Annotated in this window: 11 protein-coding genes; 3 read left to right on the forward strand and 8 right to left on the reverse strand. The window is 64.2% G+C overall.

The window, feature by feature from the left end:
• Positions 1-3 precede the first annotated feature (3 nt).
• Positions 4-1,374 carry a GntT/GntP/DsdX family permease gene (locus tag O6R08_RS03395; RefSeq protein WP_271418742.1) on the reverse strand — a complete coding sequence of 457 codons (1,371 nt, stop codon included), beginning with the start codon at positions 1,372-1,374 and terminating at the stop codon, positions 4-6.
• Positions 1,375-1,404: 30 nt separating this feature from the next.
• A complete protein-coding gene (locus O6R08_RS03400; protein ID WP_271418743.1) occupies positions 1,405-1,929 on the reverse strand; it encodes a gluconokinase in 525 nt (174 codons plus the stop codon).
• Positions 1,930-2,106: 177 nt separating this feature from the next.
• On the opposite strand from O6R08_RS03400, the gene O6R08_RS03405 reads away from it, so the two are divergent.
• A complete protein-coding gene (locus O6R08_RS03405; RefSeq protein WP_271419208.1) occupies positions 2,107-2,775 on the forward strand; it encodes a FadR/GntR family transcriptional regulator in 669 nt (222 codons plus the stop codon).
• A 172-nt stretch (positions 2,776-2,947) separates the two neighbouring features.
• The gene (locus O6R08_RS03410) at positions 2,948-3,640 is read left to right on the forward strand and encodes a FadR/GntR family transcriptional regulator (protein WP_271418744.1); all 693 of its coding nucleotides are present in this window, start codon (positions 2,948-2,950) and stop codon (positions 3,638-3,640) included.
• Between the two features lie 94 nt (positions 3,641-3,734).
• Here the strand turns inward: O6R08_RS03410 and gcvP are convergent, their stop codons facing one another.
• The 3 genes from gcvP to gcvT are packed head-to-tail and all read right to left on the reverse strand — an operon-like array spanning position 3,735 to position 8,253.
• On the reverse strand, positions 3,735-6,722 hold the full coding sequence (gene gcvP, locus O6R08_RS03415) for an aminomethyl-transferring glycine dehydrogenase (protein WP_271418745.1): 2,988 nt from the start codon (positions 6,720-6,722) through the stop codon (positions 3,735-3,737).
• On the reverse strand, positions 6,722-7,093 hold the full coding sequence (gene gcvH, locus O6R08_RS03420; protein WP_271418746.1) for a glycine cleavage system protein GcvH: 372 nt from the start codon (positions 7,091-7,093) through the stop codon (positions 6,722-6,724). The genes gcvP and gcvH overlap by 1 nt, the downstream gene beginning before the upstream one ends.
• Before the next feature lie 44 nt (positions 7,094-7,137).
• Positions 7,138-8,253, reverse strand: coding sequence for a glycine cleavage system aminomethyltransferase GcvT (gene gcvT, locus O6R08_RS03425; RefSeq protein ID WP_271418747.1), 1,116 nt, complete (start codon positions 8,251-8,253; stop codon positions 7,138-7,140).
• 125 nt (positions 8,254-8,378) lie between these two features.
• Between gcvT and O6R08_RS03430 the strand changes: the two genes are divergently transcribed.
• Positions 8,379-8,801: a DUF3040 domain-containing protein gene (locus O6R08_RS03430; protein WP_271418748.1), complete on the forward strand. Its 423-nt coding sequence runs from the start codon at positions 8,379-8,381 to the stop codon at positions 8,799-8,801.
• 69 nt (positions 8,802-8,870) lie between these two features.
• Here O6R08_RS03430 and O6R08_RS03435 read toward each other — a convergent pair whose 3' ends face one another.
• Genes O6R08_RS03435 through O6R08_RS03445 form a run of 3 tightly spaced genes read right to left on the reverse strand, consistent with a single transcriptional unit; the run spans position 8,871 to position 13,341 of the window.
• Positions 8,871-11,078: a transglutaminase family protein gene (locus O6R08_RS03435; RefSeq protein ID WP_271418749.1), complete on the reverse strand. Its 2,208-nt coding sequence runs from the start codon at positions 11,076-11,078 to the stop codon at positions 8,871-8,873.
• The gene (locus O6R08_RS03440; RefSeq protein ID WP_271418750.1) at positions 11,075-12,301 is read right to left on the reverse strand and encodes a DUF58 domain-containing protein; all 1,227 of its coding nucleotides are present in this window, start codon (positions 12,299-12,301) and stop codon (positions 11,075-11,077) included. Before O6R08_RS03440 ends, O6R08_RS03435 begins: the two co-directional genes overlap by 4 nt.
• Complete coding sequence (locus O6R08_RS03445; protein WP_408640128.1) at positions 12,298-13,341, reverse strand: AAA family ATPase; 1,044 nt, start codon at positions 13,339-13,341, stop codon at positions 12,298-12,300. The genes O6R08_RS03440 and O6R08_RS03445 overlap by 4 nt, the downstream gene beginning before the upstream one ends.
• Positions 13,342-13,453: the final 112 nt, after the last annotated feature.

Raw genomic sequence — 13,453 nt, forward strand, 5'->3', positions numbered from 1 at the left:
TGGTCAGACGATGACGGAGACCAGGAGCACGAGCAGCAGTCCACAGACCGACAGCACCGTCTCCATGGCCGACCAGCTCTTGATGTTCTCGCCCACGGAGATGCCGAAATACTCCTTGATGAGCCAGAAGCCGGCGTCATTGACGTGGGAGAAGAAGACTGAACCACACCCGATGGCCAATACCAGCAGGGCAGCATGGGTGGGCGGCAAGGTGGTGGCCACCGGTTCCAGGATGCCCGCGGCGGTGACGGTTGCCACGGTTGCCGATCCGGTCGCCAACCTGATGACGACGGCGACCAGCCAGGCCATCAGCAGCGGGGAGATCGACGATCCGGTGATGCCATTGGCCAATAGTTTGGCAATGCCGGTGTCGACGAGGATCTGCTTGAAGCCACCGCCGGCGGCCACGATGAGGAGGATGCCAGCGATCGGGGGAAGGGAGGCCCCGATGCTGTCACTGATGGCCTCGGTGTCCATGCCAGACGCCTTGCCCAAGGTGAAAATTGCCAGCAGGGTGGTCAGCAGCAGGGCAAACATTGGCTGCCCCAGGAAATCCAGGACATTACGGACGACCGTCCCCTTCGCGGCGAAAATGTCGGCGAGAGCCTTGCCCATCATGAGGATGACGGGCAGTAGGACGGTCATGAGAGTGATCGAGAACTTCGGGTGGCTGGGGGCGATACCGGAGCGTCCGTTCTCGTCAGAGTTGAGGAAGAGGTCAGGCGCGTCGACGGGTACCCAGCGGGCAGCCAGGTGGGAGAAGAGCGGACCGGCGACGACAACCGTCGGGATGGCAATGAGGACGCCCAGGCCGAGAGTGATCCCGAGGTCGGCCTTCAACAGGCCGATGGCTGCCAGTGGGCCAGGATGCGGTGGGACGAGGGCATGCATCGTCGACAGACCAGCCAAGGCAGGGATGGCGATCCTCATGAGGGGCAACTTGGACCGGCGGGTGACCAGCACGATGACGGGAACCAGCAGCACCAGGCCGATCTCGAAGAACATGGGCAGGCCGATGACGGCACCAATGAGGGCCATGGCCCACGGCAGGCTGGCGGGAGAGGCCTTGGACACCAAGGTGTCGACGATCTCGTCGGCGCCACCGGAGTCGGCCAGCAATTTGCCGATGATTGCGCCCAGGGCGATGAGGACGCCTACTGACGCGACCGTCGATCCCACTCCCGTGGAGTAGGCGTCGAGCATCTGGGCAAGGGAGAGCCGGGCGATGGCACCGACGGCCAGGGCGCCGATCGTCAGGGAGAGGAAGGGATGGAGCTTGAACTTGGTGATGAGGATGATGATGACGGCGAAGCCGATGACGGCTGCCGCGATCAACTGGCCGGTGCCGGCTGTTGTCTCGAGGATGACGGGCATGGACTCCTCCTTGAGTCTGGCGGTGTGGTGTCATTCGAGGCTGGCCACCCAGGTGGCTGCCTCGTCGGTGAGTTCGTCTCGGGATGCGTCGAAATTGAGGGTGATGCCGACCTCGTCGGGGGTAAGGGGTTCGAGGGTGGCGTACTGGGAGTCGACGAGGCTGGCTGGCATGAAGTGACCGGCTCGAGCCGTGACCCGCTCGGTGACGACCTCACGATCGCCGGCGAGGTGGATGAACACGACGTCCGGGCAGGCTTGCCTCAGTTGATCGCGGTACATGCGCTTGAGGGCCGAGCAGGCCACGACAGCTCCCTCGCCAGTGTGCTCACTGAGCCAGGCTGCGATGTTTGCCAACCAAGGGCGCCGGTCGTCGTCATTGAGGGGATGGCCAGAAGCCATCTTGTCGATGTTGGCCTGGGGGTGGAGGTCGTCGCCGTCCATGAAGTCCACGTCAAGGCGTGTGGCAAGCATGGTGCCGATGTCCGTCTTGCCAGCTCCAGCCACACCCATGACAACTATTGGTGGCACGCGGTGCAGGGGTGGGATGACACTCATGAAGCTCCCTTCAGAAGTCTCGGTCGTCGTTGACTCAACCGAGTGTACGCGTTGAGATCAGATCTGTATAGGGGTGTATGAGTTGAACTCACATCTCAAGGAGATGGCCATGGGGGCAGTCCTCGACAGGTGCGCGAGGCTGGCATCGGTAGGGTTGTACCCGTGTCAGACTCCTCCATGGCCATGACGGTCTCGAACGTCATCGGGGCCCGTATCGTCAGTGGCGATGTCGCTCCCGGAACGGCCATGCGGCTGGAGGAACTTGACGCAGAATTCGGAGTGTCCAGGTCTGTCACCCGGGAGGCCGTCAAGCTTCTTGAAGCTCTCCACATGGTGCGTGCCCGGCGCCGGATTGGCATTGTCGTCACCGATGAATCGGAGTGGGACGTCAGTTCCCCCGCTGTCATCGAGTGGTTCCTGGCCGGCCCAAGGAGGGACGAGGAAATCACCTGGATCAGCGAGCTGAGGTCAGCCGTCGAGCCCCTGGCTGCTGAATTGGCCGCCCAGCGAGCTACTCGGGAAGAGATGACGACGCTGGCCCTGGCCGTCACGGGGATGATCTCGGCCGCCGTCGATGGTGACCTTGACGAATATCTGCGCTGCGACATCGATTTTCACACCACGTTGCTGCAGGCTTCTCACAACCCGCTCGTCGCATCCCACGTCAAGGTCATTGCTGCGGTTTTGGAAGGTCGTACTCACCTCATGCCCTTCCAACCCAAGCAGGAGGCGATTGGATTCCACCGCAGCATTGCGGACGCGGTTGCCACCCACGATCCAGAGGCGGCTGCGGAGGCCATGAGGCAGATCGTCAGGGAGGCTCACCAGGCGATGACTTCGCAGTGACCATTGCGTCGAAATAGGTGCCTTGCGACGTAAAGAAAACTCGCCCCGGCAGGCTGTAAACATCCTATGAGTGGGGTGAAAAACGTTGTTAAACGGCACTTGAGATCTCGATTGGTGAGCTTTACCAAGCGAAATCAGGCCTCGTGGCAGGACATGCGTTATCGTTCCTCCCATGCCTCAGGAATTCCTCGCTTCATCGGTTGCAAGCCGTTTGGGGGCCCGCATCGTCGACGGTGACCTTCAAAGCGGTGACGTGCTCCGGTTGGAGGACATCGAGCAGGAGTCGGGAGCGTCCCGTTCCGTCTGTCGCGAAGCAGTCAAGATTCTCGAGTCCCTGAACCTCGTGCGCTCCCGGCGTCACGTGGGTGTGACGGTGTTGCCACCCCACCAGTGGGACGTGCTGTCCCCCAAAGTGGTGCACTGGCACATGTCCGGCAACAAGCGTGAACAGGAAATGGGCTGGACGAACGAACTGCGCATCGCGCTGGAACCCGCTGCGGCTCGTCTGGCGGCCGAGCGCGCCGACGGTGCGGACCTCAAGTTGCTGCAGGACGCCGTGTCTGGCATGACGGAGGCCATTCGCAACGGCGACTCGAAGGCCTTCGCCCATCACGACCACGCCTTCCACCGTGGCCTTCTTGCGGCCACGCGCAACCCCTTGTACGTCGCTCACGTCGCGATGCTGCTCACCTGGCTTGTCGAACAGCACGAGGACCGAGAGCTGACCGATGAGGATCGCGCCAACCTGGTCCAGCATCGCGACATCCTCGATGCCATCACCATGAGCGATCCCGACACTGCTGAGAAGTCCACCCGTGCCCTCCTCCTGGGGCTCGGCAGGGTGATCCCGCAGGAAGCCGTCTGACTCACACGCCGCGAGGCTGGTCCTCGCTGCGACAAACAACTGGCCGGGGCCCGATCCACCAATGGGATGGGGCCCCGGCCAGTTCTGAGGTCACTCAGTCCTCGAACGCCTCGGGAGGTGGACACGTACACACCAAGTGACGATCTCCGTAGGCGTTGTCGACTCGGCCCACCGGGGGCCAGTACTTGGCCTGGATTCGGGTGAAGGCGGCGACGTCCAACCCGCGCTGCTGGTCGCGTTGCACACCCAGACGCATACCGGGGTAGCAGCCCAACTCGCGAGAGTACGGATGATTCCACTCGTCAGCCACCAGGCGGGCTGCCGGGTGCGGGGCATTGACGAGCGGGTTGTCGTCGGCCGGCCAGTGGCCCGATTGCACCATACGGGCCTCCTCGACGATCGCCAGCATGGCGTCGCAGAAGCGGTCCAGTTCGGCGAGGTCCTCCGACTCGGTTGGTTCGACCATGAGGGTTCCGGCAACCGGGAAGCTCATCGTCGGGGCGTGGAAACCGTAGTCGATGAGACGTTTGGCGACGTCGTCGACGGTGATCCCTGTCTCGGCGGTCAGTGGTCGCAGGTCAAGGATGCACTCGTGGGCCACGTAACCGTTCTGACCGGTGTAGAGGACCGGGATGGTGTCCTGAATGCGGTGCGCGATGTAGTTGGCGTTGAGAACCGCCACCTCGGTGGCGAACTGCAGGCCCTCAAGTCCCATGAGTCGCAGGTAGGCCCAGGAAATGGGGAGCACTGAGACCGATCCGTACGGGGCTGCCGAGACAGCGTGATCGTCATGGGTGACCGTCCCGCCACCATTGAGGGGGTGCTCGTTGCGCGGATTGAGCGGGTGACCTGGCAGGAATTCAGCCAAGTGCGCCTTGGCTGCCACTGGGCCGACACCAGGGCCGCCACCGCCATGAGGAATGGCGAAGGTCTTGTGCAGATTGAGGTGGCTGACGTCGCCGCCGATACGGCCGAACTGTCCCCATCCGACCAAGGCATTGAAGTTTGCCCCATCGATGTAGACCTGTCCGCCAGCCTCGTGAACCATGTCACAGACCTGACGCACCCCATCCTCGTAGACGCCATGGGTCGACGGATAGGTGATCATGATCGCGGCGACGCGACCCTCGTTCTCGGCAATCTTGGCCGCCAAGTCGTCTCGGTCGATGGTGCCATCGTCGTTGGACGCGACGACGACGACCTTGAGACCAGCCAGGGCCGCCGACGCCGCGTTGGTGCCGTGAGCCGAGGCCGGGACGAGGCACACAGTGCGCTCGGTGTCCCCGCGCGACAGGTGGTAGCCGCGAATGGCCGCCAGGCCGGTGTACTCACCCTGGGAACCGGCATTGGGCTGCAGGGAGACGGTGTCGTAGCCGGTCAGCTCAGCCAGCCAGATCTCCAGGTCACGGATGAGTTTGAGGCTTCCCGCCTGATCCTCTACCGGTGCGAAGGGATGCATCTGGCCGAATGCCGGCCACGTCATGGCCTCCATCTCGGCTGCCGCATTGAGCTTCATGGTGCACGAGCCGAGCGGAATCATGCCGCGATCCAGACCGTAGTCACGATCGGCCAATCTCTTGAGGTAGCGCATCATGGTGGTCTCGGTGTGGTAGCTGGAGAACACCGGATGGGTCATGAAGTCGCTCGTGCGGCACAGATCCTGTGGCCACACCTCGTCGGCAGACTCGAGGCTGTCGGCGTCGCCCCCCAGCAGTTGGGCGAGTTCGCGCAATTCGTCAGGGGTCACCGTCTCGTCGATGGCGATCTGGAGGGTGTCCTCGTCAACGAGATCGAGGGTGTAGCCGCCGTCACGGGCCCTGTCCCACAATTCCTTGGCACCACCGGTGGCGGTGACACGAATGGTGTCGAAGAACACCTCATCGGAGACCTCCAGGCCGCCAGCCCGAAGGGCCGAGGCGAGCTGGTGAGCGCCATCTCGCACCTGCGTGGCGATTCGGGTGAGCCCCTTGGGGCCATGCCAGATGGCGAAGGCAGCGGCGACGACGGCAAGGAGCACCTGAGCGGTACAGATATTGCTGGTGGCCTTGTCCCGACGGATGTGCTGCTCGCGGGTCTGGAGGGCCAGGCGGTAGGCAGGATTGCCGTCGGCGTCGGTGGAGACACCCACCAGGCGTCCGGGGATCTGACGCTCCAGACCGGCGCGCACCGACATGAATGCGGCGTGCGGTCCGCCGTTGCCCATCGGGACGCCGAAGCGCTGCGAGGAGCCGATGGCGACGTCCGCGCCGAGTTCTGCCGGCGGGGTCATGAGGGTCAGAGCCAGGATGTCGCACTCGGCGATGGCGAGGCCGCCGACCTGGTGGACGGCCTCGAAAACCTCGGATGGATTCCACAGTGCGCCAGTGCTGTCCGGGTAGGGGGCCAGCACGCCGAAACAGCCAGCTTCCACCTCGGGCTTCCAGGACTGTGGGTTGCGCAGGTCCGCCTCGACGACCTCGATGCCTGCCGCCTCAGCATGACCGAGGATGACGTCTCGAACCTGATCGAAGACGTGGGTGTGGATGAGGAAACGGTTGGACTTCACCTTGCGGGCGGCGCGGCGGGCCAACAGCATCCCCTCGAAGGCCGCAGTGGCCTCGTCAAGCAGGGAGGAGTTCGCCAGAGCCAGACCGGTGAGATCGGTGATGACCTGCTGGTAGATCGTCAGGACTTCAAGACGTCCCTGGGAGATCTCCGGCTGGTACGGGGTGTAGGCGGTGTACCAGGAGGGATTCTCCAGAATGTTTCGACGGATGACTGGCGGGGTCAGGGTTCCGTAGTAGCCACGTCCGATGAGGGCGCGGGTGACCCGGTTCTGCTGTGCGATGTCGACGAGTTCGGCCACGGTGGCCGTCTCATCGGCGGCCGGAGGCAGGCTCGGGGTGCGCACGGAGGACCCGTTTCCGTCGCAGTCCAGGACGGAGGCCGGGATGGCATCGCGAACGATCTGTTCGTAGTCGCTCACCCCGACAGTCTCGGCGATGTATCGCAGCTCTTCGTCGACAGACCCGACGTGGTGGCTCGAGAAGGGGCGCGGCCCCTTGAGGCCGCGCCGCTGCTCAGTGTGATCGGTCATCATCATCACTTGGTGGTGATCTCGAGGTAGGCGTCGCGGTCCATGAGGTCCTCAGCGAGCTGTCCGCCGGAGACCTTGAACAGCCATCCTTGGCCGAAGGGGTCGGAGTTGACGAGCTCGGGAGACTCGGAGACGGCCTCGTTGACCTCACAGACGGTTCCGGTCACCGGGCTGAAGAGGTCAGAGACCGACTTGGTGGACTCGACCTCGCCGACGGCCGACCCGGACTGGACGTCGCTGCCGGTCTCGGGAATGTCGACGAAGACGACGTCACCCAGGGCGTCGGCGGCGTAGTCGGTGATGCCGACGGTCATGATGTCGCCGTCAACGGCGACCCACTCGTGGTCGGGGGAGTACTTGAGATCGGACAGTTCCATGTCTGCTCCTCACAGGTTGTGCGGGGTTGGGTGGGCGGTTGGTGTCAGGAACGCTTGTAGAACGGCAACTCGACGACGGTGACGTCGAGGGCCTTGCCTCGCACGTCGACGCTCAGAGAGGTGCCCACTTCGGCGACGTCAGGATCGACGAAGGCCATCGCGATGGGGTGGCCCAGGGTGGGGGAGAGGGCACCGGAGGTGATGGATCCGACCTCCTGGCCCTCATTCATGACGGGGTAGCCGGCACGTCCGGCGCGACGCCCCTCGCCGGCCAGACCAACCAGCACGCGCTCGTCAGTGGCCTCACGGTTTTCGAGGGCGGAACGACCGACGAAGTCACCCTCCTTCTTGAAGCTGACGACTCGCCCCAGGCCGGCTTGGGACGGATGAATGTCGGTGCCCAGCTCATGGCCGTAGAGGGGCATACCGGCCTCCAGACGCAGGGTGTCGCGGCAGGCGAGGCCACACGGGGTGAGGTCGTCGCCCCCCGCGTCTGTGAGGAGATTCCAGAGGTGCTCGGCCGCCTCGGCTGCGACGTAGAGTTCGTAGCCGTCCTCGCCGGTGTATCCGGTGCGGGCGACGAGCACGCGGGAGCCGTCAAGCTGTCCGGTCAGGCAGCGGTAGTACTTGACGTCGCGGACCTCCTCGGGATTGAGGGTGGTGTCGGCCTTCGCCAGGGCTGCCAGCACGATGTCGACGGCCTTGGGTCCCTGCACTGCGACGAGGGCTGTCTGGGCTGACTCGTCGGAGACGGTGACGTCGAAGTTGGCGCACCTGGTGGTGAACTCTGCCAGATCGGTTTCGGCGTTGGCTGCATTGGCAACGACGAGATAGTCACCGTCAGGCAGGTGGTAGGTCACCAGGTCGTCGACGACACCCCCATCCTCGGTCAACATGAGGGAGTATTTCGCGCGACCCTGCCCGACAGCCGAGAGATTGCCTGCCAAGGCGTAATCGAGAGCTTTGCCGGCATCAGGCCCCGAGACCGAGATCTCTCCCATGTGGGACAGGTCGAAGATGCCGGCATTCTTGCGGACGGCGTGATGTTCAGCCAGGTCTGAGGAGTACCGCACGGGCATGTTCCAGCCCGCAAAATCGGTGAAGGATGCTCCGAGACTCTCGTGTACGGCCGCCAGTGGTGTACGTCGAAGCGTGGTCATGTTTGGAAGTATGGCATGACGGGGGAACTCATGCTTGCGTGCGGCCAGAACTGAGGACGTAAACTTGGTCGTGTACGACGGAGTTCAGCCCGCCAGCCGCCTGGCAGGCCAGGTAGGAGTTCGAGATGCCCTTGTCAGCAGAGGAGCAGCGGCGCCTTGCCGAGCTTGAGGAATACCTGTCCGCCGACGATCCTGACTTTGCCCGATCGTTCGCTCGGAAAGCCTCGGCACCCCGTCGCCCCGACAATGGGCTGGAACAGCGGCGGATGCGTCATCGTCGCGCCCGTCGCCGGCAGATCCTCCTCGGTTCGGCCATGGTGGTGCTTGGCCTGGCCGGAGTCGTCGGAGGGGTGGTGATGAGCAGTGGCCTCTTGGCTGTTGTCGGTTTCGTCATCATGGCCGTGGCGGTCGGGGTGCTGCTGTCGCCGGGCCAGGGCATGATGCCGCGCAGCCGGGGACGTCGACCACGGGTCAGGAATCGCGAGACGAATCCGGGCTCGTTCACCGCTCGGATGGAGGAGAGGTGGCGTCGACGTCAGTCGCGATGAGGCCCGTCGTCAGTCGCGATGAGGCCCGTCGTCAGTCGCGATGAGGCCCGCCGTGGGCCGCGATAGGTGTCAGCGCCGGAAGAGGGATGCCGGCATCCAGACAGCCAACCAGTGTGGTTTCGGAGTGCGCGTCTTGGACAGCCAATCCTTGACGGTTGCGAGGTCGAAAGCCATCGACTCGTAGCGGCCGTCCTTGCCTGACCAGCGGTCCTTTTCCTCGGCCAGGGCCAGTCGTTGCACGGCCTGTGCGGTGTACTCATCCATGTCGTGGGTCAAGGCGGTGGCCTGGTGACGAGGTGTTCCCTCGGGCCAGGGCAGTCCATGATCGATCCATAGTGCGCGCAGCTCTTGCCAGGCGCGGGCTGTTGACCCGTTCGAGACTCGGTGCCGGGATACCAGGATGCGGATGAGCATCGGCGCAACGAGCAGGAGCACGACGACGAGCACCATGACCAGGACCGGCCAATTCATGGTGGTGTGACCGGGGGTGCTGACGGGAACCGGGCTGCTTGACGCAGTCGGAGTGCTGGATTCCGTCGCCGAGGGAATGGCGGACGACTCAGCCGAGGGAGTGGGGCTGGCCGACGGGATCGGAGTGGGAGATGGGGTGGGGGCGGGCTTGCCGGTCCACGTCGGCGCGGGAGCCACTGCAGCGGTCGGCTCGAACCTCACCCATCCGTAGTCCTGGAAGTACAGTTCCGGCCAGGCGTGCATCTGGTTGGCTCGCACCTTCCAGCTGTCACCATCGTGATCTCCGGGCAGGAATCCGACGGACACCCGTGAGGGGATCCCCTCGATACGGGCCATGAGCGCCATCGAGGCGGCGAAGTGAATGCAATACCCTCGGTGGGTTCGCAGCAGGAAGTTCTGGAGTATTTGGAAGCCGTCGCCTTCGGGGGCATCGATGTCGTAGTGGAACCGGGAGCCGTCGCGCAACCAGTCCTGGATGGCGATGGCCTTGGCCACCGGGGCGCTCTTGCCCTTGACGATCCCGTGAGTCAACTCCGCGATGTCGGCCGGCATGCCATCGGGGACTTCGTTGTAGACCGTGCTGGCAGGAATGCCGGCCTTCACCTTGCTGAAGGCTGACGGATCAGGGTCCGGCTCCTCAGCGGAGACGCTGTACTGCATGGTGTCAGTGGCGTGGTCGTGATCGGCGGATGTCGAGACGATTGTCAGACTGTCGGGGTCCCAGGCCCAGGTCTGGTCCACGTCCGCGTTGATCGGTCCGTATGGGGCAGGCAAGTACTGCGACGAGAAACCGTGGATGGTGACGTCGACGTTGCGGGTCTGCGAATGACTCGTCAACCCCGGGACCTGCCCAGGGGCCGAGCGCTGCAAATCGACCGCCATGAGTCCCCACCCTCGGGCCGTCATCGTGGGCAGGGAGGTCATGCGCAGGTATTCACCCTCAGAACCATTGGTGGTGTAGTCGATCACCGCGGCCGTCGAGGTGTTGTGCAGGTTGCGGCGCAGATCGATGGTGGGATCACTCATGCGCACCGGGCCCGAACGGCCTTCTGAGGGGCGGGCCAGGTCGACGTGTCCCCACACCGGGATGATGACCGCCAGAACCGTGGCGAGAGAGATGGTGATGGCGCCGATGATGGCTGCCAACACTCTGGTGAGCCGGGCGCCCCCGCGCAGCGCGTGATCGACGGCGAGGATGAGGAGCCAGCCGGCTGCGACCAGGGTGAAACTCCACCACGGAGCATCATTGGCGATGGCCAGGACAGCGGCGAGATGTGTGGCCAGCAGAGGTGCAAGGGACCATCCAGGGCTCTCCAAGGTGATCGTGAGTAGATCGATCAGCACAGTGAGGACACCGATGACTGTCGTCGCCAACCAGGTGATGCCAATTGACGTGGGCAGCGGGCCGTAGGTCGTCTGGATGAGGGTGATGGTGTCTCGGTACAGATGCAGGAAGGTCAATGGGAACTTGCCTGGCAATCCGGCCGCTGATGCGCAGATTCCACCCATCACGACGGAGACGATGACGACGAGGATGGCTTGGACGCCCTGTACCTCGGCGTGGTCCCAATGATGACGCCGGCACAGCAGTGCAACGGCTTCCAGCGCGATGATGATGGCCGTCGGGCCAATCCAGTACCAGGGATCAGCGGTGAGATCCGCCAGGGAGAAGGTCGCCAGGATCATGGCGAGGGCAACGGCAAGATGGATCATCAGGCCGTGGGAGTACTCGGGTGGCGGCTCGATCGGTCCGAGGAACTCTGCGAGCCGGGACTCAGGCTGGGCAGCGCGACGTGGGTTGTTCATGAGACCGCCGTCCTGTTGCCACGGAGCAGTTGTTGCCACGCTGCCGTGACAGTAGTGCGAGCGTCGACGTGAACGACTGTCCACCCGGAATCTGACAGAGCGTTCACCGCTCGTTCGTGTTCCTCGGCCTGCTCAAGGGTTCCGCGAAATCGTCGGGCAACGAAGGTGTCGGTGTCGAGGACGAGGGCGAGTCCGGCAACCCGGTCTCGCCTCAGGTCCACAAGATCGTCGATATCAGCCGACTCCAGCCGGCCGAGGATGGCGATGGCTGGGCCGTCTATTCCCTGACAGGATTCGACCGCCACACGTAACGTGCTGTCCGGGCGCAGTGGTTGGTCGACGAGAGCCTCGAGAAGATCACCCATGAGCGGGCCGGCCGAATCGCACACATGCGTGACGTATCCGTCTGCCCTGAGTCGAGTGGCTATTGACGCCACCGAGTTGACGGCCCACTCGAAGGAGGCATCGGGGCCAGTACCGGCATGGCGTTGGGCGCGAGAGTCCAGCACCACCACCACGGACGGGTTCCAGGCTTGTTCCTCCCGACGAACCATGAGGTCGCCGCGGTGTGCCGTGGAACGCCAGTGGACACGGCGAATGGAATCCCCGGAGCGCCAATCTCGCACCATGGCGTCATCGGCGCCGCTGCTTCCGGCATTGACGGCAGAGGATCTGGTGTCGAATCCCTGGCTGGCGAGTTCGCTGGAAGTGCTGAGGTCGGCGATCCTCGGCGTCACGACGACTTCTGCTGTTTGTGCGAGGTCGGTGTGGCGACAGGCCATGCCGAAAGGGTCGACGGTACGCATCATGACGGGCCCGATCGTGAATCGACCACGAGTGGTGGGCACGATCGGCGTCTGGATGGTCGATGACCCCCACCCGGACTGGCCCAGGGCAGGGGGCACGGTGTCACTGAATTGTGCTGCGCCCAGCGGCAATCCTCCACGACGCTCCACGGTGGCGGTCTCGAGAGCCTCAGAGCCCAACGGCATCCGCACGGGGGCCAGACTTCGCTCAGTGCGCACCTGGGGACGCAACCACGCCACGACAGCAACGGCGACCAAGGGCAACAGGATGAGCAGGATGCCCATTCGGGCCAGATCACGCTGATCAATGCTCAAGCCGGTGACCGCCAGGACGATGCCGACGATCCCGACGGCACGTCCTCGCGGGGTGAGAACCCCCCAGCGGCGAGGAGAGGTGGACGTCGAGGAGGAAGTCATCGGTCCTGATCGGTCCGCTCGGGTACCCGCACCTGACGCAGAATCGAGTCGATGACCGACTCGGCTGCCCGGGCAGTGTCGTGGCTGGCCACCCCGCTGCGCCCTGTGAACACCAGACGGTGAGCCAGGATCGGGGCAGCGAGGGCCTGGACGTCGTCAGGAATGACGTAGGCGCGGCCACTCATGGCGGCGCGAGCTCGACAGGCCCGAACCAGGTGGAGGGCGGCGCGTGGGGATGCCCCCAGCCGAATGGATTCGTGACTGCGGGTCGCTGCGACGATGTCCAGGACGTACTCGTGGATGTCACGTGCCACGTGGACTCCCAGGACAGCCGAGATGAGGCTGCGAACCGTTGCGGCGTCGGTGACCGGGGTGGTCTGGTCGAGAGGAGAGGCCGCACCGTGGTGTTCGAGCATGGCGAGCTCGGCGGACCTGGTCGGGTAGCCCATGGTGATGCGGGCCATGAAGCGGTCTCGCTGGGCCTCCGGTAGGCGGTAGGTCCCCTCCATCTCAATGGGGTTCTGGGTGGCCATCACCATGAAGGGGGCGTCAAGGACGTGAGTCTGACCATCCGCTGAGACCTGACGTTCGGCCATCGCTTCGAGGAGGGCGGACTGGGTCTTGGGGGAGGCCCGATTGATCTCGTCGCCGACGACGATGTTGGCGAAGATTCCGCCAGGTTTGAAGACGAACTGCTTCTTCTCCTTGTCGTAGACGCTGACTCCGGTGATGTCGGAAGGCAGCAGATCAGGGGTGAACTGGATGCGGTGCACGGTGCAGTCGATGGCGCGGCCGAGCGCACGGGCGAGCATCGTCTTACCGACGCCGGGAACGTCCTCCACGAGGAGATGACCTTGAGCGAGGAGGACCACGAGGGCGGTGTCGATACGTCCGACCTTGCCTTCGATGACTCCGGCCACAGCCGAGCGGATGGCATTCGTCACGGCCACCACGTCGTCAATCGTCGCTGCTGTGCCAACGGCGTCGTCGAAGGGTTGGGCATGGGCCGGGGCGACCGACTGTGCTTTTTCGTGGCTCAACGGAATCCTCCTGGCGTGCGCGGCAGTGACCGAACCCATGCTATCGGGATCTGCTGACGGTGAGGTTCCTCGCTCCGCCGCGACGGCTAAAACAGGGGTGAAAGGCCTTCTC

The organism is Cutibacterium equinum, assembly GCF_028021195.1.
Taxonomy (GTDB): domain Bacteria; phylum Actinomycetota; class Actinomycetes; order Propionibacteriales; family Propionibacteriaceae; genus Cutibacterium; species Cutibacterium equinum.